Origin of the sequence: Marinobacter sp. MIT932201 (genome assembly GCF_047123295.1) — a bacterium.
In the GTDB taxonomy this organism is placed as follows: Bacteria; Pseudomonadota; Gammaproteobacteria; order Pseudomonadales; family Oleiphilaceae; genus Marinobacter; species Marinobacter salsuginis.
This window is the reverse complement of sequence record NZ_CP138917.1, coordinates 3,793,899-3,820,693: the sequence shown is the minus strand read 5'-3', so window position 1 is coordinate 3,820,693 and position 26,795 is coordinate 3,793,899. Positions and strand designations below refer to the sequence as shown.

Here is a 26,795-nt window from a genome sequence, read left to right as displayed (position 1 = left end):
TCCTTTTTGTTTTGAACGTTGGCCGGCATGGGCTCAGCCGTTAATCCGGCACTCGCTTTCAGGTCTGTCGAAGCCGAGGGTGTCCATTTCGGTATTCGGGTGCAGGAAGCCTTCAAAAGGAGCTCGTGCTACCAGCCCCCGGGGATGCACGAGTGGAATCGGCTGTCTCAGCTGGCCGTTCCAGTCGCGGAAGGTGAGTTTGCGGCCCTTGAACGCGGCCAGCTGGAATTTGTCGCTGAACAGGAAGTTCCGGATCTCGCCGGGCTTCGCGGAATTCAGGTCGGTCACGGCAGTACCGATGGCGCGAATGGCCGCCCAGGCGGCGTAGTCTTCGCTGTTCATGTTCCGATCGGCCAGTTCGCGGAACCGGTTCTGCAGTTGCGCTGCGCCCCAGCTCTCCACTACCCGGTGCCAGGTGACCGGCGACATGCCCTGGGTGCCCATCACCGGGCGTGGCAGCCAGGTGTTGAATGGCACGTACTCGCCAAAATCGCCCCGCACATCGGCCACCACCACCGCGTCGTAATCGCTGGCCTGAGTGAACAGCGGCAGCTCTTTGGAGGCCGTGCGGCGGAGATCAGCGTCAAAGGTCCAGGGCTTGTCCTCGACAATCTCGAGTCCGAAGCGCTTGGCAGAGCGGCGGAAGGCATCGGCCCAGCCCTTATCGGCGTCGGTCGGCCCGGTAATCAAAAACACCTCATCCCAGCGTCGCTGATTCAGCCACTGGACGAGGGCGTCCGTGAGCATGGAATAGCTGGGCATGGTGTGCAGCAGATTGACGTGGCACTGGCCGGTGCGTAGGGCATCGTCTTTGGCCCCGGCGTTGAAGATCAGGGTGTTATCACCGGCTTTTTCGGTAAGGGTTTTCAGGGTTGACGCCGGCGCATTCACCACGAACAACTCCAGGCCGTTCTCGCGCATGGCATCAAAGGCCGCAATAGCTGCTTCTTCCGAGTCCGCCACGTTACTCTGCATCGAGTAAGTCTGGCCCAGAAACCTGCCGGTGGTGCTGTTGTCGTTGATGGCCAGCTCAGCCCCTCTCAGACCGGCGTCCTCAGGTTCCGGGATCACATTGGACAGCACCGGTCCCTGATCCGGCACCCACTGCAGATAGCCGATCTGCACATCGAGGGATTCCGCCTTCAACGGTGTTGCTGCTACCAGGGCGATCAGTGAAGTGGCCGTTGTCCGGGAAAGAACAGACATGGGTTTCTCCGGTTTGTTGTTGTGCTTCCAGCTTAGAGAAGGGCAAAAGCAGCGAAAATATTCAGAAAGTAGGAAAGTGGCGGTACTAAAGAACTATTCCGGTGAATTCTCCCGCCCTTAGCATGGATGTAGAGACGCTGTTTACTCGCAACGGATAAAAACAATGACCGTATACCGGAAGATTTCCCTGTTGATGCTGGCGGTTTTCCTGCTCGTCTACTTGCTTGGAGCGCTGCTCTATACCCAGCAGGCCCGACATGATGTTCAGCGGGAACTTGATGGCGTTACCGTTCTGGCTCAGAGTCTCGATAGCCCCGAACGTCTTCCCGGATCCGTTGTCAGTGGTCTTCGTCATCTGAGGCCGTCTGATAACGAGGAATCCGGAAAAGGCGGGGACGTGCCGGCCTGGTTTTTCGAGCTGATTGCCGGCGATGCCTCGCGGCCGTTGATTAACGGCTGGCAGGTTGATCCCGCCGATGAGGTGGAGGAAATCTGGGAAGGGTTCCTCCTGATTTCGGGCGCCTATGCCATTGGTATGGGCCTTTGTTTTCTTGCCCTGTTTTTCATCATTCGGCGCGGCGTACGTACTCTTGCCAGTCTGTCAGAGGCCATGGGTGCGGTTTCGACAGGTCAACTGACATCCCGGCTTCCCCGTCAGGGCGAACAGGAACTGGACGCGCTGGTTTGCCGGTTCAATTCCATGGCCGGGGCCCTCGAGTCGGAACAGCAAACGGTGAGCCGACTGCTTAACGAACTCCTGCAATTACAGGATCGGGAGCGCGAACACATCGCCCGGGTGCTGCACGATGATCTCGGCCAGTACCTGACGGGCATTCGGGCCCAGGCCCGCAGTCTGCTCTACGATCCGGACCTCGGTGACCGCCAGAAGCAGCAGGCCAGGGATCTGGCGGAACACTGTGAGACTGTCCAGAAACACTTCCGGCACCTTTTGCAGGAGCTGCATCCCCTGGTGATGGAACAGCTGGGCCTCGGCAGTGCCATTCGCCATCTGACTGAACAATGGCAACAGCTCAGCGGGCTTGAATGTCGCCTGGCGATGGACGAGCGCCTGCCCGATTTCACCGGGGAGCAGCAGACCCACCTGTATCGTTTCCTTCAGGAAGCCCTGAATAATGTTTCCCGTCATGCAAAAGCTTCCTGCGCCACGCTGGCCGTTGCCCGCAATGATAACGAGCTGAGCATCGAGTTGCGCGATGATGGCGTGGGCAATGATCAACTGCCCGGCAATGCCGGCCTGGGCGTGCGTTCCATGTGCGAGCGAGCCCGCTGCCTGGGGGGCGAAGTGAAGTTTCTGAGCCGATTGGGCGAGGGAACCCGAATCCGGCTGGCCGTGCCGCTGACTCCAGGTACCGGAGGTGTTTCATGAAACTGATGATTGTGGATGACCACCAGGTCGTGCGACAGGGCATTGCCAATCTGCTGCGCTCCATGCTGCCGGCAGTGGCCATCACCGAGGTCGACAACGGTCAGGATGCCGTGGCCCGCTATGGCGAGCTGCGGCCCGATGTGGTGCTGCTGGATATGGGGTTGCCGGATATCTCCGGGCTGGAGGTTGGGCGACGATTGCGCCAGCGCTGGCGGGGGGCGGCGATCCTGTTCTTTACCATGCACGATGAATTGCCCATGGTGCGTCAGGCGCTGGATGTGGGAGGGCTCGGTTTTGTCTCCAAGAGCTGCGCGCCCGAGGAACTCGCGGAAGCTGTGAAGCGGGTGGCATCGGGCCAACCGTACATCGAGCATCCGATTGCCACACGTCTGGCGATGAATCAGGAGCGGCCGGTCGATCACCGCCTCCGGGATATGACCCAGCGGGAAATGGAAGTATTGCTGATGTACGCCAGAGGGGAGAGCCTGGGCGGAATCGCCGAACGCCTGTGTGTCAGCAGCAAGACCGTGTCCAACCACCTGGCGGGGCTGAAAAGCAAGCTGCAGGTTTCGTCCTCCGTGGAGTTGATTCACCTGGCGGTCGATGCCGGCCTGATTCGCTATGGCCAACTGGAGGAAGCGAGGCGGGTCTGAGCCCGCCCCGGATCACCAATCAAAGGGGCAGGCGGTACAGCCCTCCATGTAGGTGCCCTCGAAGGTGGCGTAGTGGATCCGGCTTCCGGTCAGGTCCGCGTCCGCCAGGTTCGCCAGCCCCAGCTTGGCTTCCTGAAGGTTTGCCCCCCTGAGGTTGGCCCCCTCCAGATTCGCCTTCGGCATCCAGGAAATCTCGAAACTGCTGAACGGCATGGTGGCGTTGACCAGCGTGGCACCTGAAAAGCGGGAGAAGTCGAAGTTTGCTCCGGTCAGATCTGCGCCGCTGAAGTCCGCACCTTGGGCAAACAGGTATTCGCCCTGCATCCCCTGTAACCGGGCATTCCTCAGTGACGCGCCCCGCATGCTGGCCCGGTAGACCTGCAGGCGGTATCCGGTGACGTTGTCGAGGTTTGCCCCGTCGAGGTTGGCACCTCGCAGGCTGGTGTGGCTCAGGTTGGCGCCCGACAGGTTGGCACCGCGGAAGTTGGCGGAGCGCAGATCCATGTTCGACAGGTCCACGCCCTTAAGGTCAGCGCCGGGGCAACGGGTCTCCCTTTCCAGTTTGCAGCCGTTGATGACCGGCGCCTGATCAAGGTCGGCCATGTAATCGCCGGCCAGCGCTGGTGTAAACGCGAGTATCAGTGAGGCTGTTATGATGGGTCTCATGGGTTCACTCCCGAATCGATCTTAAAAAGGGGCCTGGCGAGACGCCAGGCCCGAACCGGAGGAAAATTAGCGGGAGGCCTGTGCCCAGGAGGGCATCTTGAAGACCCAGAAAGACCCGCCCTGAGAAATGGGCTTGGTCAGCTCGGCCATGTCGCCACCCCACAGAGGAACCGCGCCGCCGTAGCCGGAAGCAACCCCGATGTACTGCTCACCGTCCATCTCCCAGGTAATCGGCGAGGAGATGATTCCGGAGCCGGTCTGGAACTTCCAGAGCTCCTCCCCGGTTTCCGCATCGAAGGCTTTCAGGAAACCGTCGCCGGTCCCGGTGAACACCAGGCCACCCTTGGTGGTCAGGACGCCGGCCCAGAGCGGCAGCCGCTCCTTGTGCTCCCACTCGATCTCACCGGAGAGCGGATTCATGGCGCGAAGGATGCCCACATGGTCGTCATACATGCGCTTGATCCGGAAACCCTGGCCCAGGTAGGCGGCGCCTTTCTTGTAGGTGACTTCCTCGGTCCAGTAATCCTCTTTCCAATGGTTGGCGGGTACATAGAACAGCCCGGTATCCTGGCTGTACGCCATGGGATTCCAGTTCTTACCACCCAGGAATGGCGGAGACACCTCGATGGATTCGCCGCGGGTTTCGCCTTCAGCAACCGGTGGCGGGCGTTGCCCCTTCCGCTCTACAGGACGACCATCCTCTCCAATGCGTTCAGCCCAGGTAATGTTGTCCACAAACGGAAAACCTTTCTTGAATTCACCGTTCTCACGGTCGACCACGTAGAAGAAGCCGTTGCGGTCGGCATGGGCCGTAGCTTTGACTGTTTCGCCGTTCTCGTCGTACTCAAACAGCACCAGCTCGTTGTTGCCGGAAAAGTCCCAGGCATCGTTTGGCGTGTGCTGGTAGAACCACTTCACTTCGCCGGTAGTGGGGTCTACACCCACCTGGCCGGAGGTGTACAAATTGTCGTAGTCGGCAGGGTCACCGCCGGGGGATGTGCGTTTCCAGGTATTCCAGGGCGCTGGGTTGCCGGCACCAATGATGATGGTGTTGGTTTCCGCGTCAAAGCTGGCGCTTTGCCAGGGGGCGCCGCCGCCATGGCTCCAGGCCTCCACCTTGCCGGTTTCGGTGTTGGGATCATCTGGCCAGCTGGGCGCACGAGGGTCGCCGGTCGGCGTGCTCTTTTCGCCATTGAGGCGGCCGTAGTGGCCTTCAACGAATGGTCGCATCCAGACTTCCTTGCCGGTATCCGGGTCCCTGGCAAACAATTTGCCAACAACGCCGAACTCATCCCCCGAGGAGCCGTGAATCAGCAGGACCTTCCCGGTTTTTTGATCTTTTACCAGGGTGGGGGCGCCGGTCATGGTGTAGCCGGCTTCATGATCGGCAAACTTCTCTCGCCAGACCACTTTGCCGGTGTCTTTGTTCAGGGCAACGATGCCGGCATCGAGGGTTCCGAAGAACACCTTGTCGCCAAAAATCGCCGCTCCGCGATTCACCACGTCGCAACAGGGGCGGATGCCTTCAGGCAGGCGGTGGGTGTATTCCCAGAGGCGTTCACCGGTTTTCGCGTCCAGCGCGAAGAGACGCGAGTAAGAGCCGGTAATATAGACCACACCATCATGAACCAGGGCCTGGGATTCCTGGCCCCGTTGTTTCTCATCGCCAAACGAAAACGACCAGGCCGGTACCAGGCGCTCGACGTTATCCCGGTTAATGGTGGTCATGGGGCTGTAACGCTGTGCCTTCGGACCAATGCCATAGCCCAGGACGTTTTCCGGCGTCTGCGCGTCATTGGCAATGTCGTCCCAGGTCACGTCTTTGGCGTGAACCTGGCTGGCGAGGCCGGCCGCTGAGCTCAGGGCCAGGGCCATTCCAATCCCGCGAAGCAGCGGATGTTTGCGTGTTTTGATGTTCATAATCTTTCCCCTTGGTTTTTGTTGTAACCATCGTCTTGCTCATGGCATCGACGCTCCGAGTATTGGCGCGTACCTGTGCTGGTGGCGACGGAAAAAGCCACCCGGGTTGCGGGAAAATAGCCTTAAAAATCGGGAAAAGTTCCCGAAACGCAGCCTTCATCATGAAAAGTGGTCAGTTTCCGGATTTTTGGCGGATGCCTCGTGCTTTGGCCTTCGCTCCGACCGTCTACTACCAAGGAACTAAGCCAAAACCCCCAAAGTGGCATTCGGATTGGGTTCCTGGATTCCTAGACTGGGGATCAGCAAGTTGGCATCAGACAAATCCAATAGCCAACCACAGGGAATCCAATAACAGAGGTAAGACCAATGGGAATGTCCTTTTCACTTAAAGCGATCATGGCAGCGGCCATGGCTGGCGTGGCCGGTTTCGCGATTGCGCACGGCAATGTCACACCACAGGAAGTGGATACGGGCAATCTGCCGGAGCTGGGCGACGAAGTGCGCATCGAAAACCCCTTCCGTGAAGGTAATGAGTTCGGCGAATTCAACGCCCAGGCGGCCAAAATCGGCGAAAGCGCTTATGCCGGTAACTGTGCAGCCTGTCATGGCATCCGGGCGATGTCTGGCGGTCTGACGCCGGATCTTCGGGAGCTGACCGAGTGGGACGACGAGTACTACATCGGTCGGGTGATGAATGGCACCGACCGTGGCATGCCGTCCTGGAAGAAAAGCATGGATCAGAATGCCATGTGGGCAATCCGCACGTATGTGGAATCGCTGCCTAAGCCGGAATAACCGTTGCGGCGTCTACCAAAACGTATGCCTGAATTCGGGTCGGCCTTGTGCCGGCCCTTCGTCGTTGGGAGATAACAATGAAAACACTGACTCGAATGCTTGCCCTTTTGCTGTTTGCCCAGGTCGTCCTGGCTCAGGAGGTTAACGACGGCAACGAACTCCTGAATCGACCTGCCGAACGCACCTACGACATCATTCTGGACTCCGGCTATCTGAAAGTCGGCGTCTACGAGAATTTCCCACCGTACTCCTACGAGGTGGATGGTGAGCCCAGGGGCATCGACGTCGAACTCGGTCGCCGGATTGCCGAGGAAATGGGCGTGGAATTCAAAGTCCACTGGATCACCCCGGATGAAAACCTCGGAGACGATCTGCGCAACAACGTCTGGAAAGGGCATTACCTCGCCAAGCAGCGACTCGCCGATGTGATGCTGCGGGTGCCTTACGACAAAACCTACGCCTATATGCAGGATTCCACCGGCGAGTACATCAACGAGCAGGTGGTGCTGTTCGGCCCCTATCAGCAGGAAACCTGGCAGATTGCCTATAACCCCGAGAAGCTTGATGCGGTGGAAACCGTGGCGGTCTTTCAATACAACCGCATTGGCGTCGAGATAGACACGCTTCCTGATTTCTACCTGACGTCGGCCTTTGGCGGCCGCATGCGGGATCAGGTGCGTCACTACCACAAGGTCGCCCAGGCGTTCGAGGCAATGCGCAATGGTGAGATCAGTGCGGTCATGGGTATGCGATCGGAAATTGATCACGAACTGGCCAAGCCCGAGAACGAAGGCTTCAAGTCAGCCGGTAACGGTTTCCCGGGTATCGGCAAGCAGGTGTGGGATGTGGGCATGGCGATCAAACACACCCATCGCCAGCTGGGCTACGCCCTGGAAGCCATCGTCGACAGGTTGGTGAAAACCGGTGAAATGAATGAGCTCATGGTTGAGCAGAATCTCAGGTACAGCGTGCCGGGCTACTATCGGGCGTTTCTGGATGAACAGGCTATAGCAAGGGCGGAAGGGGAGCTCTGATGGTTCGATCGGTGTGCGCCGGCCTCAAGTTCCGGGGTAGTCGTACTACCAAGTGATTAGAAAACCTGTTCGGGCGAGCAATTGTTGGTTTTTTCCACAAAGCCAAGAATCGTATCAGAGGCGGGAAAAGTTCCCGGTTCGGCCTGAAACGAACTCAAGAGAACTGAAAACAAGAGACTTGGAGAGCGCAACCATGAGAACCAACAAGTTCGGGATTCGCATCGCGGCCAGCGCCCTGGCCATGGCAGTATCCTACGGGGCCCATGCGGTAACCGACGAAGACATCATCAACGATCACAAGACCCCTGAGGACATTGTCAGCTACGGCATGGGTACCCAGGGACAGCGCTACAGCATCCTGGAAGATCTGAACACCAACAACGTCCAGTATCTGCAACCGGCCTGGGCTTTCTCCTTCGGCAGCGAAAAAATGCGCGGCCAGGAATCCCAGCCGCTGGTTAAGGACGGCGTCATGTACGTGACCGCTTCCTACTCCCGCATCTACGCCATCGATGCCAAAACCGGCGAAGAGATCTGGCAGTACGATGCCCGTCTGCCGGACGGCATCATGCCTTGCTGCGACGTTGTTAACCGTGGTGCCGCCATCTACGGCGACAAAATCATTTTCGGAACCCTGGACGCGAAACTGGTGGCCCTGAACAAGGACACCGGCAAGCCGATGTGGATCAAGAAGGTGGCTGACTACCAGGCCGGCTACGCGATCACCGCGGCGCCCCTGGTCGTCAAGGGCAAGGTGATTACCGGCGTTTCCGGTGGTGAATTCGGGATTGTCGGCAAGGTTGAAGCCTACGACGCCAATACCGGCGATCTGGTCTGGACCCGTCCTACCGTTGAAGGTCACATGGGCTACGTCTACAAGGACGGCAAGAAGATCGAAAACGGTATTTCCGGTGGCAAAGCCGGCGTAACTTGGCCCGGCGAAATGTGGAAGAACGGTGGCGCGGCAACCTGGCTGGGTGGCACCTACGATCCGGACACGGATTCCCTGTTCTTCGGTACCGGTAACCCGGCTCCCTGGAACTCACACCTGCGCCCGGGTGACAACCTGTTCTCCTCAAGCCGCCTGGCGATTGATCCGGACGATGGCAGCATCAAGTGGCACTTCCAGACCACGCCGAACGATGGTTGGGATTATGATGGTGTCAACGAGCTGATCTCCTTCGACTACGAAGAAAACGGCAAAACCGTCAAAGCGGCGGCCACGGCGGACCGTAACGGCTTCTTCTATGTTCTGAACCGTGAGAACGGCGACTTTATTCGCGGCTTCCCGTTCGTGGACAAGATCACCTGGGCGAAAGGCCTGGATCCCGAGACCGGTCGTCCCATATACACCGAAGGCGGTCGTCCGGGTAACCCGGCTGATATGGACGGCAAAAAAGGTGAAACCGTTGTAGCGCAGCCCGCGTTCCTGGGCGGAAAGAACTGGATGCCCATGGCCTTCAGTCAGCAGACCGGCCTGTTCTACGTGCCCTCCAATGAGTGGTCCATGGATATCTGGAATGAGCCGGTATCCTACAAGAAAGGCGCTGCGTTCCTCGGTGCAGGCTTTACCATCAAGCCGGCCAACGATGAATACATTGGTGTACTTCGGGCCATGGATCCGAAAACCGGTGAGGAAGTGTGGCGTTACGAGAACACCGCTCCGCTGTGGGGTGGCGTGATGACCACGGCCGGTGGTCTGGTATTCACCGGCACTCCTGAGGGCCATCTGAAGGCATTCGACGCCAAGACGGGCGAAGAACTTTACCGCTTCAACACCGGTTCCGGTGTGGTAGGCACGCCTGTCACCTGGACCATGGACGGCGAACAGTACGTCTCTGTAGCTTCCGGCTGGGGCGGTGCGGTTCCGCTCTGGGGTGGCGAAGTCGCCAAGGTGGTGAAGGACTTCAACCAGGGCGGTATGGTCTGGACTTTCAAACTGCCGAAGGATCGGGTTGCCAGCAACTGATCCGAACGCTTCAAAAAAGGTCGCCTTCGGGCGACCTTTTTTATTTGGCTGGCTTCACCATCAGGCTGCCTGGTTCCGGGCTGTCTCGCTGACCGACTCGTGAATGTCCTCGAACAGCTTTCGATCCGTCTGCCCGATCGGCAAGTCATAGGTAATGGTTGCACCAAACGCCTGCGGATCGTGAGGGTCGTTTCGCACCTTGTCGAACACCAGCAGCCGGGTACCCAGGTAAAAACCTTCCTTGAGATCGTGGGTAACCATGAAAATGGTGGTGCCGGTTTCCTGCCACAGCTTCAGCAACAGGTCGTGCATGTCGCCCCTGATACCGGGATCCAGCGCACCAAAAGGTTCGTCCAGCAGGAGTACCCGTGGCCGCATGATCAGGGACTGGGCGATGGCCAGGCGCTGTTGCATGCCGCCGGAGAGTTCATGTGGCCACTTGTGGGCAGAGGGGCTCAGGCCCACGGACTCCAGCATCGCATCCACCTTTTCAAGCGCCTCCTTGCGGGCGCTTCCGAACAGTTTGCCCAGCCAGGGTTTCTGTTCCAGTTCCAGGCCCATCAGCACGTTCTGGCGCACGGTCAGGTGCGGGAATACCGAGTAGCGCTGGAACACGATGCCCCGGTTGCGGTCGGGTTCCCCGGGAAAGGCCTCCCCTTCCAGCAGCAGTTCGCCACGGGTCTGGGTTTCCTGGCCCAGCAGCATTTTCAGAAAGGTGGATTTGCCGCAACCGGAGGCGCCCACCAGGGTGCAGAACTCCCCCTGTTTCACGCTCAGGCTGAGGTTTTCCAGAACCACCTGGTCGCCGTATTCTTTCCAGAGTTTGTTGACGGTGATAAAGCTCATCAGTGGCCTCCTGCGTTGTACCAGGGGAACAGTCTGCGATTGGCAAGGCGCAGACACTGGTCGATGACGATGGCGAGAATGGTGATCCAGATGACATAGGGCAGGATTACGTCCATGGCCAGGTAGCGCCGAACCAGGAAAATCCGGTAACCCAGGCCTTCGGTGGAGGCAATCGCCTCGGCAGCAATCAGGAACAGCCAGGCCGGGCCCAGGCTCAGGCGTACAGCATCGATCAGTCGCGGTAACACCTGCGGCAGCGCCATTCGGGTAATAACCTGCCAGGAGTTTGCCCCCAGCGTCTGGATCTTGATCAGTTGTTCGCCTGGGAGTTCGCGAACCCGCTGGGCCACATCGCGCATCATGATCGGCGCGGTGCCGATTACGATCAGCATGACTTTGGAAAGCTCACCCAGCCCGAACACAATGAAAAGGATGGGTAATATCGCCAGCGGCGGCACCATGGACAGTGCCGAAACCAGTGGCGCCAGGTTGGCCCTGACCAGTGGCAATACGCCATTGAGAATGCCGACCACCAACGCCAGCAAGGCGGCGATGCCGACGCCCATCCCGAGGCGTGCCAGGCTGGCAGTGGTGTCCTGTACCATCAGGTAATCACCGCTACGGCGGTCTTCCTGGAACGCCATGCGTTCCACGGCGGCGGTCATCTGCTCAAGGCCGGGAAGGAGTTTGTCATTGGGGTTTTCTGCCAGCCGCTCCTGGGAGGCGAGGCTGTAGATGAGCATGATCAACAGGAAGGGAAGCAAGCCGAGCAGCGTGGCGGACACTCGCCCGGGGTGATGGTTGATCATTCGCATGAATCGTCTCCTCTGGTCACACAACACGGCAATGTTCTCGCGGGTAACAGCGTCCCTTGCGATACAGTCTCCCGGGCTTTTGTCCCGCCGTGTAACCTCCCAGAGGTCGGTGACTCTCGGACCAGCCATCCGGGAATCTTGCCTGCCCGGACCGGAACCCTAGTCACCCATTGTGTCCGTTGTGTTCGCCGCTCTGTCTGCGGTGTTGTGAACAGTGCTGTAAACGGATAGGGGGTTTCACAACCGCCAGTCGTATACAGTGCAGATGGCATGCCAGAACCATTGAATTGGCGAAATCGGGTCATCCCGGCGAAGGCGTTGGCAAATATGCGCACCGGATTGGTGCGATAAAGGTTCGGGTGCTCGATCATGACGCTTCTCCCGGCAGCAGGTTCCGGGCCGCAGCGAGAATGCGGGCGTGGCTGTCTGCGTCCCGACCGGCGCCACCTGCAATGTGGCCCCAGTCCGAATTCAACGGCTCCGCGGTTGCGCCGGGCATCCGGCTGCCATCCTCGCGGGCGTCTTCTTCGGTAAAGTAGAGATCGGTCGTGCTGGGCATCATCCGGGTGGGCATGTCGATGGTGGCAAGCGCTGCTTCGTAATCTCCTCCGAATACGGGGTTGTCGCTGATATCACCGTTCTTCCAGGTGTTCAGCACGGTGAGCAGATCATTGGCGTCCTGGCCCAGATGATCCTTTTCCCAGAAATCCAGCAGCTCTTCAATCGAGTTGAACCCCTGGTTGCGCCAGAGCTGGTGACGGAAAAACGCCTGGGAGTAGGCCCAACCGGCATAAACCCGCCCGAAGGCTCGCAGTCCGCGCTCGGGCGGTGTGCGGTAGCGGCCACCTTCAAAGGTCTGGTCGCAGGTCAGGGCCGCTTTTACACCCTCCAGAAATACCCGGTTATGGGGATAGCACCTAGCGGTGCAGCAGGTGGCCAGCACCGCGCGTACCTGCTTCGGAAAAAGGCAGGCCCACTGGAGCGCCTGCATTCCGCCCATGGACCAGCCCATCACCAGCGCGATACTGGCGTCATCAAAGACCTGCTCCACCAACCGTTTCTGCAGCATCACGTTGTGGTAGAGGGATAATGGGGGAAAGCCTGGTCCGGCCTGTTTTCCGTCGGTGTTGGATGGCGAGGATGATTCGCCGGCCCCTAACAGAGAGGGAATAACAATGCAGTACCGGTCCGGGTCCAGTGGGCTGTTGTCGCCAACCCAGGGATGATTGCCCGCCGCTGCACCACCATAGTACGTGGGCAGCAGTATCAGGTTGTCTTTTGGTGCATTCAGCTCGCCGATTCGGTGGTATCTCAATCGTGCGGCGTAAAGCGTTTCGCCGGAGGCCAGAGTCAGGTCTCCTCCCTCGAAATCCTCTACAAGCCATTGCTGGGCCGACATTTTGTCCTCTCTTTCAGACCGAATGATTGCCTGAAGTTTCGTGCTTTTGCTCTTTTATATACACGCTGGCATGTATGTTGAATGGCTAAGACGAAGAAAGAAACGTGCCAGAACCCAAACTGATTGCCCGCATGACGGGCGGGAGAGAAACACGATGACAGAATTGAGCAACACCCAGGCCCTGAAAGAGAAACTCGGCGAGGCCGGCGTAAAGTATGCCATCGCGAGCTATGTGGATATCCACGGTGTGACCAAGGGAAAGTTCGTCCCCGTGGCTCATCTTGGGCAAATGATGGAAGGTTCAGAGCTGTATACCGGTGCTGCCCTGGATGGCGTGCCCCAGGATATCTCCGACGATGAGGTTGCCTCCATGCCGGATCCGGAAGGGCTGGCAGTCTGCCCCTGGAACCGCCAGCTGGCCTGGTTCCCCGGCAATCTGTTCCTGAATGGCAAACCCTTCGAGGCCTGTTCCCGGAATATCCTCCGTCGCCAGCTGAGTGCTGCGGCGGATATGGGGTATCGCTTCAACCTGGGCATCGAGACCGAGTTCTTCCTGTTCCGGGATACCGAGGATGGTGGCTTTGCGCCACTGAGCGACCGCGACAACCTGGGCAAGCCCTGTTATGACCCGCGGACCCTTATGGACAACCTGCCGATCATGGATGAATTGGTGGATGCCATGAACGAGCTGGGCTGGGACGTGTACTCGTTTGATCACGAAGACGCCAACGGCCAGTTCGAGACCGACTTCAAATACGCCGACGCCCTGACCATGTCCGATCGCCTGGTGTTCTTCCGGATGATGGCCAACGAGATTGCCCGCAAACACGGCGCTTTCGCCAGCTTCATGCCCAAGCCTTTTGCCGACCGAACCGGCAGTGGCGCGCACTATAATATGTCGCTGGCGGACCTGAAGACCGGCGAAAACCTGTTCGAGCCCAAGGGCGACGACCTGCACAACTGCGGCATCAGCAAGATTGCCTATCACTTCACTGCCGGTGTACTGAAACATGGCGCTGCCATCAGTGCCGTGATTGCGCCGACAGTGAACAGCTACAAACGGCTCGTTCGCCAGGGCAGCATGTCCGGTTCCACCTGGGCGCCGGTGTTCATGTGCTATGGCTCCAACAACCGCACCAACATGATCCGCATCCCCGGTATGGGTGGGCGCATCGAGTGCCGTGCGGCCGACATTGCCTGCAATCCGTACCTTGGCAGTGCCCTGATACTGGCCGCGGGCCTGGAAGGCATCCGGGAAGGTCTGGATGCGGGCGCACCCCACCACGAGAACATGTACAACTACAGCGATGCCGAGATCGCCGAACAGGGCATCGAGTATCTGCCCCGGAACCTGGGCGAGGCGGTGGAAGCATTCGAGGCCGATCCGCTGGCCAAAGAAGTCTTCGGTGACGCCATGTTCGAAAGCTTCGTGGACTTCAAGAAAGCCGAGTGGGAGAGCTATCAGAACCACGTCTCTTCCTGGGAGGTGGATCGTTACCTGAGAATGTTCTGATAGCTGTCCGGGAGGGTGTCAGCTCCGGAAGCCAGGATCGATGCGGTCAAGCTTCCGGAGAAGTCCGGGCCAGGCAAGGTTGCCGCCCATGCCCCTGGTGACCTTCTTTGCCTGCTCACGAATCGAGCTCAGGATGGTGTCCGGAATACGCACCAGTGGCTGCCCACCAGACATGGCCTGGATCTGCACCTCACAGGCGCGCTGCAGGATGTACATATTCAGGAAGGCGTCGGCAACGCTGGGGCCTGTGGTCAGCAGTCCGTGGTTGCGCAGGATCATGAACCGGGACTGGCCCAGATCTGCCTGCAGGCGCGCTTTCTCGTCTTCCCGCAGCGCCACACCTTCGTAATCGTGGTACGCCAGCCCGGATAATGGGAACAGGCTTTGTTGGGACAGGGGCAGCAGGCCCTCCTTTTGCGCCGAAACTGCCACGCCGGCGGTGGTGTGGGTATGCATGACGCAGGCGGCATCCTCGCGAACCGCATGGATAGCACTGTGAATGGTGAACCCGGCAGGATTGATGTCGAAATCTTCCGGATTGATCTTGTTGCCGTCCTGGTCGATGCGCACCAGGCTGGAAGCCGTAATTTCCTCGAACATCATGCCGTAGGGGTTGATCAGGAAATGATGTTCTTCACCGGGAATCCGCGCGGAGAGGTGGGTGAAGATGAGGTCATCCCAGCCGTAGAGAGCAATCAGGCGATAGGCGGCGGCCAGGTCAATGCGAAGCTGCCACTCCTCCTCACTCACTTCACCCTTCTTGGATGGAATTGCCAATTGCTCGGACATAATGCTGACTCCTCGGAATCGTTTGGTTTTGTTGTTGGTTAACGGTCAATTTAGCGCCCGCAAGAATCGGATGGAAGGGGGCGAGGCAAACGCGCATCATAGGGATGCTGGGTTGTGTGCACATGAAGGAGTCAAAGCATGGCAAGTTCCCGAATCCCGATGCGTGACGAGAGAGATAGCGAGGCGGAATCATCCATCCCTGTTGCCGATCGAATGGTTGCTCTGGCCAGATACATCGAGAGCCGGCCAGATGAATCGTTGAGCCTTGCCGACCTCGGCGCTGTCGCTGGGTTGTCGCCATCGCGGGTACAGCGGGTGTTCAAGGAAGCCTTCGGTGTCTCGCCAAAGGCCTATCAGGACGCGCTGCGCCTGAACCTCTACAAGCAGGGCCTGAAGCGTGGTCAAACGGTGACTGAGGCAATCTACGATGCCGGTTTTGGTTCGATCAGCCGCGTCTATGGCAAGGCTGACCGACAGGTCGGCATGCCGCCGTCCCGTTACGGCAAGGGGGGAGAGGGTGAAACCATTACCTATGCCTGCCGGCAATCCTCACTTGGTTTGTTGATGATGGCCGCCACTGATCAAGGTGTATGTTTTGCCGAATTCGGGGACGACGAGGTGGCCCTGCGAGAGCAGCTAAAACAGGAATTCCCGAAGGCACGACTCTCCCCCTCCGAGGCAAAGATGTCACCAGAACTGGATGCCTGGATTGTCGCCCTGGACGACCACCTCAGCCAGAACACGCCTCGCCCGGAGGTTCCTCTGGATATCCGTGGCACTGCTTTCCAGACACGGGTCTGGAAGCTTCTTTTGAGCGTTCGCGAGGGCGAGGTCGTGAGTTATACGGAACTGGCAAGGCGACTGGGTGAGCCCAAAGCCGTTCGAGCTGTGGCCTCGGCTTGCGGTCGCAATCGCATCGCCGTGCTGATTCCCTGCCATCGTGTGTTGCGCAGTGACGGCTCCCTGGGCGGTTACCGCTGGGGGCTGGATCGCAAACGGAAATTACTTGAAAGAGAGTGCCAAGGTTCGTAATCGTGAGCGTAACGCCAAACAAAGCGAACCCCGGAAAACCGGGGTTCCTCAGTCATTCGAGAGCCCACGTTACGGGCTCTGATTGGGCAGAAGATTCCTGCTTTACTGGGGGGCCTCGGTCACTTCCGTGATGAACATGAGATCCATGTCGCCCTGGTACACCAGCGTGGTGTAGGGGCTGTCACCTTCAATCGGCAGGTAGGTCCATTCCGCGCCGCCCTCCACGTAGGTGAGGGAGCCGGAAGTCAGGACGGACCAACCGTTGCTGTCGATCTGGTTTTGGTCGCCAGTGACATCAAAGTCCATGTAACCGCTGCCATCCTGGTTCAGCACCAGATCAATGGTCGCGCTATCCGGAGCATCCATGTTGTAGATGCCGGCCTCGGCTGGCGTTCGGCCATCGATATCGGCAAAGCTGAGGGTCTGGGTAACGCCACCGATGAAGTCGTTGCCGCTGGCCTCGACGTAGACCTGCTGGGTATCGCCCTCGAAGTCCTTCAGCGTGACCGCATAACGGCCCAAGCGACGCAGGGTGAATGGTTCGCCTCCTTCGGCAACAGGAAGGTTGTCGGAAAGGGTCAGTTGTCCTGTCGGGTGGAGTTCTGCCGGACCATCGACGAAACCATTTCCGCCGTCGTCTTTCGCCGGGTCGTCAAACAGGCCTCCCGGGCCGTCCAGTTCCGCCGACACGGAGGTTACCGCAAACGTGGAACCGTCGAAGCTGTAGGTGCCCCACTCTGAGGAAACCGGCTCGACGACGTCGCCGTCGTAGACCTCGCTATTGTCATTGTGGACAACAACATAGTTGCTGTCATCAAGAATGGTGAGCACGTTGTGACGATCGATTTGCTTCTGTTCGTTAAAACCTTCGCCCAGGTACCAGCTACCGATCAGGCTTTGCTGGGCATTACGCACTGCTTCAAACCTGACTTCTTCGCTTTCTCCGACAGACGTCAGCATGAGTGCGCCGTCGCTCAGTTGCATTGTCCAGGCTGCGGGGGAATTGTTGTCGATCAGACCGCCACTGAGGTCTGACTCGTCAATCAGTGTCAGCTCGAGTTGACCGGAGGCACTGTCCCACGTGTAGGTGCCGTACTCCGCACTTGCGGCCCGCTGGTCACCGTCATCAGCCTTGGAATGGGCAATCAGGTATTCGCTGTCATTCAGGAAAGTCAGGACGTTGACGTTGCCATTAGCTTCCTCAAAGACCCAGCTGCCAACCAGGTCGCCGGATTGGGAGCTTTTGAAGTGTTCAACCGCATCTGCTGTTGCAATCAGCGTCTTGCCGGTGGCGTTGATGGCCGTGTTGGCCTGGGTTTCGAAGTCCGCCTCGCTGAGCGAGGGGTCGAGATCCATATCCTGCAAAGCGGTATGCACAGCGTCGGAAATGGTAATGCCATTGCTGGCATCGCCATCGGAATCCAGGGTCTGCAGTAGGCGCAGGATGTTCACGACGGTCTGGTCAGAGCTCCAGTCTGTAGAACCGCTACCCATGTCGGCCGGGGTGATGCGGCCGGTGGCTTCGACGGCCGGCAGGTCGATGCCGCCGATGCTGAAGACCACAGTATCGCCGGCTTCGTAATTGTACTCGCCCAGTGCGTTGGTTTGGCCGGATGTGCCGCTTGGTGAGGTGGTGTAATTGATGCCGGCAACTGCGGCGTCAACGAAGATGCCCGTTTCAGTGGCGGTGGTGCCGCCCGTGTTGCTGTCATTGGAAGAACCGCCGCTGCTACCACCACAACCGGTAAGAACGAACGCAGAGGAAATGGCCGTCGCCAGAGTCAACTTCTTGAACTTTCCCATAACCACACCTTTTTGATGAATATCAGATTGATTGGGTAATCGGGAAACTAGCATCGGGTTTGTATCAATACATACCCCATTTGGGGGATACGTCTGGCGCGGCGACGTTCGCAGGAGATTTCATTGCATCAGGAGGCTGGTAACTGCTTTAAGCGAATAGCTTTTTCGGATTTGTAATTGTTTGTTTCGAAGTCGTAAAAACGAAAAAAACCTGGGAGCTTCTGAAAAATTTGTCGCAAGGATCAGGGATCAGCGTAACAAGGCCGCCAGTAACCGGCTGATCAGCTCCCCCTGCCGCGAACAGCCGGTCTTCTGAAATATCTGTTTTAGCTGCGAACGTACGGTAGCGACGCTGCGTCCAAGCTGGTCCGCACACCCCTGGGGGTCAATCCCTGCAACCAGGTGTTCGCAGACCTGGGCCTCGGCGGGAGTCAGATTGAAATAGGCAGCGATGTGCTCTGCACTCGGTAGGACTCGATTCTCGGGGTCGTACACGGTGACCAGAGCGCCCCCGGCGAGCAATTCACTGCTTTCAATCGGACGTAGCACAAAAAGCAGTGGAGTCCGGCCCTCTCGTTTGAGAAAGAGTGTCTCAGAGGAATAGTTTTCCTTGCCCATGCTTGAGCGAACCACTTGGGCAGACGCCCGGAAGAACGCCGAGTGCAAGTCTTTCTCTGCGAAGCTGAATCGATCATGACGGATGCCCAGGCAGCGTTCCCGTTGAATCAGGTTGCGGGCTGCTTTGTTGGAGTACAGAACGGTAGCAAGACTGTCGAGTACAAAAGTGGCATCGGGCAATACTTCAATCACGGAAGCCAGTGAGGAGGCCGCTTTGCTGTGTGATTCCAGTTGCCGATACAGCAGTACGGCCTGTCGGATGTGCGGGACCAAACGGTTGAGGGATTGTAGCTCTGATTCCTGATATGGCCCCTGAGCGACTGTACGCTGGATAGTTAACAGGAAGGTATGTGTCGGGGTGCTATCCACGACCAGCCAGGCTGAGTCCAGCATATCCTGATCATTTTCCCACTTGGAATAGTCTTCGCCAGGCTGGAAATCCGGGAGCAATGGCAGGGCGGACTGAAACAGACCGGGGGGCTGTTTAATGGCCTGATTGGTGACCACATCCTGGGCAATCATGTTGTTTTCAAGGTACCAGCCCAGGAACTCATCGGAGAGGCCGTGGTACCACAGGTGATCCATCTGCAAGGGATGCTTGCGCACAACGAGCAGTTGAGCAGCGCAGCCATTGATCAGGTTTACCAGCTTTTCCAGAAACCCGTGAAAACCTTCCTGGTCGGTCAGGGCGCCGTAAAGCGATTGGATCAGCGAATGCTCACTTTGCAGTTCAAGTGTTGTTGTTTTCATTACCCCAGGGTCCTGACCAGAATGGGCGCTATCTGAGGCCGCAGCTTTTTATCAAAAATAAAAGATGCAGCTCGGCTGGCTTGATCTTAGCCGACCCAGAAACCTTAAAACGTGAAAAAAGGTAAAATTTCCCGATTTCCAAGCCCTTGCACAGCCAAAGCGTCAGGGCTGGTCATCTAACTCGACTTGCCCAGTAGTCGCCAGAACTGGCGTTGAAAAAAGGGTGTTTGCTGTTTCAGCGAAAACAGCTTTGGTGCAAACAGCCAGGTCTGGGTAATGCCCATTAGATAGGTGTAACTCAGCAACCCAAGATCCTCCGGGTTTTCCTGAGTGGAAAGCATACCCCGTTCAGCAGCCTGGCCCACCAGATCCCGGAACATCGCAATAATCGACCTGGTCAACGCGCGCTCCCGCTTCAGAGTCCGGCTCATGGCATCGGTCAGTTCGGTCTTGTTCAGCAGAATCTCGAACGACTGGCGATATTTACGATCATTGGCCAGCAGGCCCAGCCAGCGCTCGATGAAATGGTCCATGGCCTCAATGGGCGTTTCCCGCATCCCAGAACACTCCGCAACCAGTGCTTCCAGAGGTTCCTGGGAGTAGGCAAGTACGGCCTCGTACAGATCGTCCTTGTTCTCGAAATGCCAGTAGATCGGCCCACGGCTGCAGCCGGCCTCTGTGGCAATACGGCTCAAGGTGGTAAGGGAATATCCATCTCGACTGAACAGCTTTAAAGCTGCTTCCAGGACAGTTTGACGAGTTTTCTCAGCATCTTCCTTGGTACGACGCATAAATCTCTTTCTCGAGGCTTTTTTTAGGGTAAGGGGGCGGAGCCCAAGCGCCACATGGATGTGCCGCAAGGAGCGTGTTTTGGAGAAGTCATTAGCCCCCAACGATGCTCCCAAGCCCACAAAAAAGGGCACGACTAATCGTGCCCGATCCTAGCAGAGTTTTAGCGGATGATCGTTCAGATCTCCCCGTCTGCCGCCATCTGCATGTAGCTGTCGTTAAACCGAAGCTTCACATTTCCGGTGTCACCCATGATAGAGCCATCGGGAAACTCGATGCCGACGAAGTCCGGACTCATCGCACCCTGCCCAAGCAGTCCCTTCTCGAAAGAGAACTGACGAACGCTGTCCATCGCGTCCAGGGCTTCATTGCTGTTAATAAAGTCCACCGACATCTGTGGTTCCCAGAACATTTTCATGCCCGCGAGCTGTGCTTCGTAGCCGGCCTGGTCGGTACCGGAGAGCTCGCCGAGAAATGCTCGCGCTTCCTGACCTTCTTCACTATCGGAGGCGAGGATGCTCATGGTTTCGTACCAGGCACCCACAAGCGCCTTGCCCAGCTTCGGGTTGTCGGCCAGGGTTTCCGTGTTCACCAAGGTCAGATCCTTGATGTGGCCGGGAATCTGGCTGGAATCGAACAGTTTGGTCGCACCCGGGTAGGCTTCCACTTCGGCCAGCAGCGGGTTCCAGGTAGCCACATGGCGGACATCGTCGGTCTGGAACGCGGAAACCAAGTCGGCATCGGAAATGTTCACCACGCTCAGATCACGCTCTTCGAGACCAACGCTCGCCAGTGCTCGTGCCAGAAGGTAGTGCGATACGGACAGCTCAACCAGGTGAACGGTTTCACCCTCCAGCTCTTCGATGGTCTTCGCATCTTTGGATACGAGGCCGTCGTTGCCGTTGGAGTAGTCGCCCACGATAAGTGCAGTCGTGTCCACGCCGGAAGCGGCCGGTATTGACAGGCCATCCATGCTGGTAGCGGTCACGCCATCGAACTGGCCGGCGGTGTACTGGTTGATGGATTCGATGTAGTCGTTCACCTGCACGATATCCACTTCGATATCGTACTTGTCCGCCCATTTCTTCATGATTCCGTAGTCCTCGGCATACTGCCAGGGCACCCACCCGGCGTAGATGGTCCAGGCGATGCTGAAGGAATCCCTTTCCTGGGCCATTGCGCCCATGGATCCCAGTCCCAGGGAGGCCGTGAACAGACCGGCCGCCAGGCGTTTGGTGATGTCGCGTGTAGTCATGGTGTCTCTCCTCGGGCTTTGCCCGTGTTTGCAGGTTTGGTCTTTCTTCAGTTTTTTTGGGTTGCTGGCATTACTCGTTAATCTCTTCGACGATCACGACCGGGGTTCCGGGCGAGACCGCCTGTCCCGCTTCCCGACGCACGTCCACTACGCGTCCGGTTACGGGGCTCAGTAACTCGATTTCCATCTTCATGGACTCAATGACCGCTACCGGCCGTTGGGCATCGATGGTGTCGCCGGGTTGCACCAGGCACTCCCAGAGGTTGCCGGCTACGTGGCTTTCCACCGCGTGCTGGCCTGCTGGCAGGTTGGCAATGTCGTCTTCGCCGGTATCCTCGATCGGTGCTTCGGAACTGAAATTGATCTGGCCCGACTCGATCCAGCGCTGCAGTTCCTCATCGAAAGCCTGTTTGCGCTTGGCTGTGAAGGATTGGATTTCGTCGTCGTTGTTCGCCAGAAACTGCTCGTAGTCCTTCAGGTTGAAGCGGGTTTCCTCGACCTTTATCGGGTAATCGCCGTTGGGAAAGTCCCGCCGGATCTGCTGCAGTTCTTCGGCACTGACTTCGTAGAAGCGCACCTGATCAAAGAACCGGAGCAGCCAGGGTTTGCCAGCCTCGAACAGCTCGGTGGTGCGGTACCGGTTCCACATCTGCAGGGTGCGGCCAACGAACTGGTAGCCGCCCGGGCCTTCCATGCCGTAGATGCACAGATAGGCGCCGCCAATGCCCACGGAGTTTTCCGCGGTCCAGGTCCGGGCCGGATTGTATTTTGTGGTCACCAGCCGGTGGCGCGGGTCCAGCGGGGTGGCGACCGGCGCGCCCAGGTAGACGTCCCCCAGCCCAATCACCAGATAGCTCGCCTCGAAAAGCGTTTTCTTCACGTCCTCGATGCTGTCCAGCCCGTTGATGCGGCGAATGAATTCCAGGTTGCTAGGGCACCATGGGGCATCCTTGCGGACCGACTGCATGTATTTCGCGATGGCGGTCTGGCAGGCCCCGTCGTCCCAGGACAGGGGCAAATGCACGATGCGCGCGGGCACATCCCACTCGGGCTGTTGTTCCAGTTCCTTTTCGGCGCCAATCAGAAGATCCAGCAGCGCGCGCTGATTCAGCTTCTGGCTGTCGTAATGCACCTGAAGGGATCGGATACCGGGGGTCAGCTCCAGAATGGCGTCGTGGTTCTGCTCCCAAAGCCACAACATAAGTGCGTGGGCACGGAAACGCAGGCGGATATCCAGCTCCATGGGGCCGTATTCGACCAGCACATAGTTGTCGCCGGCGGCCCGGTAGACCACGCCGGTCTCGTGGTCATCGGCACTGAGTGATGCCAGAATCGGCGAGGTTGGCGTGATCGGTGTGATATGGGCGGTCGCTGCGGTCAGGGTGGCGATGGACTCGTCCAGCGCTTCCCGCAGGGCCACGGCCTGGTCCTGGCTGACCGGAACAAACTTCACCTTGTCACCGGCTTTCAGTTGTCCAAGCTTCCAGAGGTCAGCGCTGATCACCGTTACCGGGCAGACAAAACCGCCCAGGCTGGGGCCGTCGGGACCGAGAATCACGGGCATATCGCCGGTGAAGTCCACGGTGCCCACGGCGTAGGCGTTGTCGTGGATATTGGACGGGTGCATGCCGGCCTCGCCACCGTCGCTGCGGGCCCACTGGGGTTTCGGGCCAATCAGCCTGACGCCGGTGCGGCTGGAGTTGTAGTGGATCTCCCAGTCGCTGGCGAAGAAGGTGTTGATGTCTTCGTCGGTAAAATAATCCGGCGCGCCATGGGGCCCATAGGTGACGTGCAGCTTCCAGGTCTTGCCGATGGTTGGTTTCAGTTCGGCAGGCAGGGCGGCCGGGCCGGTTGGCTCGCAATCCGCCAGGGCCAGCACATCACCGGCACGTAGGGCGCGGCCACAGTGGCCACCAAACTGCCCGAGCGTAAAGGTGCTGCAGGAGGTCAGGTACTCGGGGCAGTCCAGCCCTCCACGGAACAACACGTAGGCCCGGGCGCCGTCCGCCGTGGTGGCGCCCAGCTTCAGGGTAGCGCCGGCGGGCACGTTGATCACCTGCCAGAACGCCACCGGTTCATCGTTCAGGGTCGCGTCCAGTTGGGCGCCCGTCAGCGCAATCTGGGTGGCGCGGTTGAAGGTGAGCACGGGTCCCTTAAGGGTGATTTCCAGGCCCGGAGCCCCTTCGGAATTGCCCAGCAGGCGGTTACCCAGACGGAAGGAATAGCTGTCGAAAGGGCCGGACGGCGGCACGCCGACTTCCCAGTAGCCGATGCGACCGGGGTAGTCCTGAACAGTCGTCAGGGTGCCGCCGCTGATTACATCCACGGTGGCCGGCTGGTAATCGAATTCATTCAGAGTGCGGGTGAACAGACGGCCCTCGGCAAAACGCGGATCGTCCAGCACCTGGCGTACATACTTGAGGTTGGTCTCGATGCCATAGAGCTGGCTGTCATCCAGGGCCTGCATAAGCCGCTTACGGGCAGACTCGCGATCGGCCTCATGCACGATGACCTTGGCGAGCATGGGGTCGTAAAGCGGCGAAACCTCGGTGCCAGGCTGAATCCAGGTGTCGACGCGAAGGCCGTCCTGGTCTGCCCAGGCGACATTGGTGAGCAAACCGGCTCCGGGCTGGAAATCCTTGTTGGGATCTTCCGCATAAATCCGGGCCTGTATGGCGTGGCCGGAAGGCACAAGCTTGCTGCCCAGTTCTGAAAGGTCGGGCAGGGTGCCGGCACCCAATTCCACCATCCAGCGAACCAGGTCCACGCTATACACCTGCTCGGTCACACCGTGTTCCACCTGTAAGCGGGTGTTCACTTCCAGGAAGTAGAATTCGGTGGTGTCCGGGTCGTAGATAAATTCCACGGTGCCGGCACTGCGGTAGGCAATGCTCTCGCCCAACTGACGTGCAGTGGCGTGCATGCGGGTGCGAACGTCTTCGGTGAGCCCGGGTGCCGGCGCTTCTTCAATTACCTTCTGGTTACGGCGTTGGGCGGAGCAGTCCCGCTCGCCCAGGGCCAGGACCTGACCTTCGCCATCGCCAAACAGCTGCACCTCAACATGGCGTGCATGTTCCACGAATTTTTCCAGGAACACGCCGCTGTTGCTGAAGTTGTTCTGGCTCAGTCGCTGGACGGATTCGAAACTCTTGTTCAGATCGTCCGGACCGTAGCAGCGGGACATGCCGATACCGCCGCCGCCGGCGGTGCTTTTCAGCATCACCGGGTAGCCGATGGTGTCAGCGGCTTTTAGTGCTTCCTCCAGATTGGTCAGCAAGTCGGTGCCTGGTAACAGAGGTACGCCGGCGCTTTGGGCCAGCGACCGGGCCGTATGCTTGAGACCGAACTGCTCCATCTGCTCCGGAGTCGGGCCCAGGAAAACCACGCCCTCGGCGTCGCAGCGCCGGGCAAAATCGGCATTCTCGCTGAGGAAGCCGTAGCCAGGGTGAATGGCGCCGGCACCACTTTTACGGATGACTTCAAACAGCTTGTCCTGATCCAGGTAGGTGGTCGCTGCTGGCCCCTCGCCCAGGGAATAGGCCTCGTCCGCCTGGCGCACGTGAAGCGAATCGGAATCCGCTTCGGCGTAGACGGCAACCGAGGTCAGCCCCATGTCACGCAGCGTGCCAATAACCCGGCAGGCGATGGCGCCGCGGTTGGCGATCAGAACCTTTGAGAATCTGCCGCTCAGCTCCATACCAGCACCTCGATCGGTGTCGGGTTCCAGCCGTTGCACGGATTGTTGAGCTGCGGGCAGTTGGAGATCATCACCAGAACGTCCATCTTTGCTTCCAGTTCCACGTATTTGCCGGCATCGGAAATCCCGTCGGCGAAGGTGAGTCCGCCATCTGCAGTCACCGGCACGTTCATGAAGAAGTTGATGTTGTGGGTGATGTCCCGCTTGCTCAGGCCCAGTTCGTCGTGTTCGGTGACGGCCACCAGCCAGCTGTCCCGGCAGGCGTGCATGCACTTTTTCTCGAGGGCGTAGCGCGTGGTGTTGCTCTCGGCGGCACAGGCGCCACCCAGGGTGTCGTGCCGGCCACAGGTGTCGGCGGTGATTTCCAGCATCACGTTGTTTTCCGAGGACATCAGCTTCGAACCGGCGGTCAGGTACACGTTGCCCTGCTCGCGGATGGTGTCGACGGCGCTATAGCGTTCGGTCGGGTTGTGGGCGTTGTAAAACAGGGTGTCGGCGGCCTGGTTGCCTTCCAGGTCCAGAATGCGGACGGTTTCACCGGCTTTTACCACTTTCAGGAAATACTCGCCCGCCGGGACGGTTTCGCGGAAGGCAGCGTTCTCAGGCTTCAAATTGCTTTGCTTGATCATATCGGGCCTCCCATTACTGCATCAGGTGATAGAGCGCGGTGTTGGCGAAGGCCCGGGTGGCCTCCGGTGACGAGATCTTGCACGGATCGGCGTCGGTCACCGGGGCTGCCTTGAACAACTGGTAGCGCAGCGGATGGCTGGGGTATTCGCTGGCCGGGTTCATCGGGTGCGGGCAGGTGTGCAGTACCACGATGGTGTCCATCTCGAAGCGCAGGTCGACGGTGGCGCCGGCGTGGGAGTGACCCTTGGAGAAGGTCATGTTGCCGTCGTCATCGGTTTTCACCTTGCTGAACCAGTTCAGGTTGGCGGTCAGGTCTTTCTTGCCCAGGCCGTACTTCGCCAGCTCGTTCAGGAAGCTGTTGAAGCCATTACGGTGGTAGTGGTTGTGGGCTTCCTGGTAGGTCTTTTTGCCCCAGCGCTGTTCCACCAGGTCGGCATTGCAGGTGCCGGCGACGGTGTCATGCCAGCCGAGGTCATCGCGGATGATGGAGGCAAAGACCCGGCCCATGTCGGATAACAAGACGTGGCCTTTGGTGAGCAGAAAGGTGTGCTGGTTCTTCAGGGTATCCGGCATGTTGTAACGCTCGAGGGGATTCTCGGGGTTGTACATCAACATGCCGACGTTGGCCCCGCCGGTTTCGTCAATCAGGCGCAGCACATGGCCGCGGCGCATGATAAAGGACCAGTGGGATCCGCCGGGAATCAGATCGTCGTAGAGGGGTGTTGCATACAGGGAGGCTGCGGTTTGCAACATGGCCTTTTCCTCCTGGTTAGGGCATCCAAAAAAGCGAGAGGCGTCAGTAACTGAGCGATCCTCCCGGGCTTTTGTCCCGCCGTGTAACCTTGGAAAAGGTCGTCAACTCTCGGACCAGTCGTCTGCTTTCACTGTTGGCAGACCGGAACCCTAGTTGACCATTGGTCAGATTGTGGCGCTTTGATTGTGGTTTCAGTAACCGACGTCTCGCTGCGTACGCTGTTCACTGCAGAGTCCATGCCAATCGCCAACTGTTTGATTTCATTGAGGTCGTGGTCCGAGCGTGGAGTATAGGTGCTCCCTGTCTGGGCGGGTGCACTTTTTTGGTGCATCAATCAGTGCGCTTTTCGTGCGTTTATTTTCGGAGTTTGATTTCGGAGCCGGGTCACTGGTGGCGTGGCCTTCGAGCCATCTACTACCAAGGGAGGAGTTTTTCGCCTCCATCGCATCATTCAAACCTCGAAGATTGAGGTCTA

The 26,795-nt window shown here is 58.7% G+C and carries 21 protein-coding genes and 2 riboswitches; of the genes, 7 read left to right on the top strand and 14 right to left on the bottom strand.

Features of this window, described 5'->3' with window-relative positions; translation table 11 throughout:
- Window positions 1-33 precede the first annotated feature (33 nt).
- Window positions 34-1,206 (bottom strand): ABC transporter substrate-binding protein, encoded by a 1,173-nt coding sequence (locus SIC15_RS17585; RefSeq protein ID WP_412536569.1) that lies wholly within the window; start codon window positions 1,204-1,206, stop codon window positions 34-36.
- A gap of 163 nt (window positions 1,207-1,369) precedes the next feature.
- On the opposite strand from SIC15_RS17585, the gene SIC15_RS17580 reads away from it, so the two are divergent.
- Both SIC15_RS17580 and SIC15_RS17575 read left to right on the top strand, forming a co-directional pair.
- On the top strand, window positions 1,370-2,593 hold the full coding sequence (locus tag SIC15_RS17580) for a sensor histidine kinase (RefSeq protein ID WP_069181977.1): 1,224 nt from the start codon (window positions 1,370-1,372) through the stop codon (window positions 2,591-2,593).
- The gene (locus tag SIC15_RS17575) at window positions 2,590-3,246 is read left to right on the top strand and encodes a response regulator transcription factor (RefSeq protein WP_069181976.1); all 657 of its coding nucleotides are present in this window, start codon (window positions 2,590-2,592) and stop codon (window positions 3,244-3,246) included. The genes SIC15_RS17580 and SIC15_RS17575 overlap by 4 nt, the downstream gene beginning before the upstream one ends.
- 12 nt (window positions 3,247-3,258) lie before the next feature.
- On the opposite strand, the gene SIC15_RS17570 is transcribed toward SIC15_RS17575, so the two are convergent.
- Complete coding sequence (locus SIC15_RS17570) at window positions 3,259-3,912, bottom strand: pentapeptide repeat-containing protein (protein ID WP_069181975.1); 654 nt, start codon at window positions 3,910-3,912, stop codon at window positions 3,259-3,261.
- 66 nt (window positions 3,913-3,978) lie between these two features.
- Entirely contained in the window at window positions 3,979-5,832 is a 1,854-nt protein-coding gene (locus SIC15_RS17565; RefSeq protein WP_412536568.1) for a methanol/ethanol family PQQ-dependent dehydrogenase, read from the bottom strand.
- Window positions 5,833-6,198: 366 nt separating this feature from the next.
- On the opposite strand from SIC15_RS17565, the gene pedF reads away from it, so the two are divergent.
- From pedF to SIC15_RS17550, 3 genes are all read left to right on the top strand, one after another.
- Window positions 6,199-6,627, top strand: a complete 429-nt coding sequence (pedF, locus tag SIC15_RS17560) for a cytochrome c-550 PedF (RefSeq protein WP_069181974.1) — start codon at window positions 6,199-6,201, stop codon at window positions 6,625-6,627.
- Window positions 6,628-6,704: 77 nt separating this feature from the next.
- Window positions 6,705-7,661, top strand: a complete 957-nt coding sequence (locus SIC15_RS17555) for a transporter substrate-binding domain-containing protein (protein WP_412536567.1) — start codon at window positions 6,705-6,707, stop codon at window positions 7,659-7,661.
- A 193-nt stretch (window positions 7,662-7,854) separates the two neighbouring features.
- Window positions 7,855-9,630 carry a PQQ-dependent methanol/ethanol family dehydrogenase gene (locus SIC15_RS17550; RefSeq protein WP_069181972.1) on the top strand — a complete coding sequence of 592 codons (1,776 nt, stop codon included), beginning with the start codon at window positions 7,855-7,857 and terminating at the stop codon, window positions 9,628-9,630.
- A 60-nt stretch (window positions 9,631-9,690) separates the two neighbouring features.
- Here SIC15_RS17550 and SIC15_RS17545 read toward each other — a convergent pair whose 3' ends face one another.
- From SIC15_RS17545 to SIC15_RS17535, 3 genes are all read right to left on the bottom strand, one after another.
- Window positions 9,691-10,476, bottom strand: coding sequence for an ABC transporter ATP-binding protein (locus SIC15_RS17545; protein ID WP_305966492.1), 786 nt, complete (start codon window positions 10,474-10,476; stop codon window positions 9,691-9,693).
- Window positions 10,476-11,291 (bottom strand): ABC transporter permease, encoded by an 816-nt coding sequence (locus tag SIC15_RS17540; protein WP_069181970.1) that lies wholly within the window; start codon window positions 11,289-11,291, stop codon window positions 10,476-10,478. The genes SIC15_RS17545 and SIC15_RS17540 overlap by 1 nt, the downstream gene beginning before the upstream one ends.
- A 66-nt stretch (window positions 11,292-11,357) precedes the next feature.
- A riboswitch (guanidine-I (ykkC/yxkD leader) is annotated at window positions 11,358-11,465 on the bottom strand.
- Window positions 11,466-11,658: 193 nt separating this feature from the next.
- On the bottom strand, window positions 11,659-12,690 hold the full coding sequence (locus SIC15_RS17535) for an alpha/beta fold hydrolase (RefSeq protein WP_412536566.1): 1,032 nt from the start codon (window positions 12,688-12,690) through the stop codon (window positions 11,659-11,661).
- A gap of 154 nt (window positions 12,691-12,844) precedes the next feature.
- On the opposite strand from SIC15_RS17535, the gene glnT reads away from it, so the two are divergent.
- Complete coding sequence (gene glnT / locus SIC15_RS17530; protein ID WP_412536565.1) at window positions 12,845-14,203, top strand: type III glutamate--ammonia ligase; 1,359 nt, start codon at window positions 12,845-12,847, stop codon at window positions 14,201-14,203.
- Between the two features lie 18 nt (window positions 14,204-14,221).
- On the opposite strand, the gene SIC15_RS17525 is transcribed toward glnT, so the two are convergent.
- Window positions 14,222-14,992 carry a class II aldolase/adducin family protein gene (locus tag SIC15_RS17525; protein WP_377949395.1) on the bottom strand — a complete coding sequence of 257 codons (771 nt, stop codon included), beginning with the start codon at window positions 14,990-14,992 and terminating at the stop codon, window positions 14,222-14,224.
- Between the two features lie 138 nt (window positions 14,993-15,130).
- On the opposite strand from SIC15_RS17525, the gene SIC15_RS17520 reads away from it, so the two are divergent.
- A complete protein-coding gene (locus SIC15_RS17520; protein ID WP_136629852.1) occupies window positions 15,131-16,024 on the top strand; it encodes a bifunctional transcriptional activator/DNA repair enzyme AdaA in 894 nt (297 codons plus the stop codon).
- A gap of 102 nt (window positions 16,025-16,126) precedes the next feature.
- On the opposite strand, the gene SIC15_RS17515 is transcribed toward SIC15_RS17520, so the two are convergent.
- The 7 genes from SIC15_RS17515 to SIC15_RS17485 all read right to left on the bottom strand — a co-directional run bounded on the left by SIC15_RS17515 (window position 16,127) and on the right by SIC15_RS17485 (window position 26,319).
- Window positions 16,127-17,827: a hypothetical protein gene (locus tag SIC15_RS17515; protein ID WP_412536564.1), complete on the bottom strand. Its 1,701-nt coding sequence runs from the start codon at window positions 17,825-17,827 to the stop codon at window positions 16,127-16,129.
- A gap of 249 nt (window positions 17,828-18,076) precedes the next feature.
- Complete coding sequence (locus tag SIC15_RS17510; protein WP_153633948.1) at window positions 18,077-19,195, bottom strand: helix-turn-helix transcriptional regulator; 1,119 nt, start codon at window positions 19,193-19,195, stop codon at window positions 18,077-18,079.
- Between the two features lie 176 nt (window positions 19,196-19,371).
- Entirely contained in the window at window positions 19,372-19,986 is a 615-nt protein-coding gene (locus SIC15_RS17505; RefSeq protein ID WP_153633947.1) for a TetR family transcriptional regulator, read from the bottom strand.
- A 176-nt stretch (window positions 19,987-20,162) separates the two neighbouring features.
- Entirely contained in the window at window positions 20,163-21,239 is a 1,077-nt protein-coding gene (locus tag SIC15_RS17500) for a putative urea ABC transporter substrate-binding protein (protein WP_412536563.1), read from the bottom strand.
- A 70-nt stretch (window positions 21,240-21,309) separates the two neighbouring features.
- Complete coding sequence (uca, locus tag SIC15_RS17495; RefSeq protein WP_412536562.1) at window positions 21,310-24,936, bottom strand: urea carboxylase; 3,627 nt, start codon at window positions 24,934-24,936, stop codon at window positions 21,310-21,312.
- Entirely contained in the window at window positions 24,927-25,565 is a 639-nt protein-coding gene (locus SIC15_RS17490; protein WP_412536561.1) for an urea amidolyase associated protein UAAP2, read from the bottom strand. Before SIC15_RS17490 ends, uca begins: the two co-directional genes overlap by 10 nt.
- 13 nt (window positions 25,566-25,578) lie before the next feature.
- The gene (locus SIC15_RS17485) at window positions 25,579-26,319 is read right to left on the bottom strand and encodes an urea amidolyase associated protein UAAP1 (RefSeq protein ID WP_412536560.1); all 741 of its coding nucleotides are present in this window, start codon (window positions 26,317-26,319) and stop codon (window positions 25,579-25,581) included.
- Between the two features lie 58 nt (window positions 26,320-26,377).
- Window positions 26,378-26,484: riboswitch (guanidine-I (ykkC/yxkD leader) on the bottom strand.
- Window positions 26,485-26,795 lie beyond the last annotated feature (311 nt).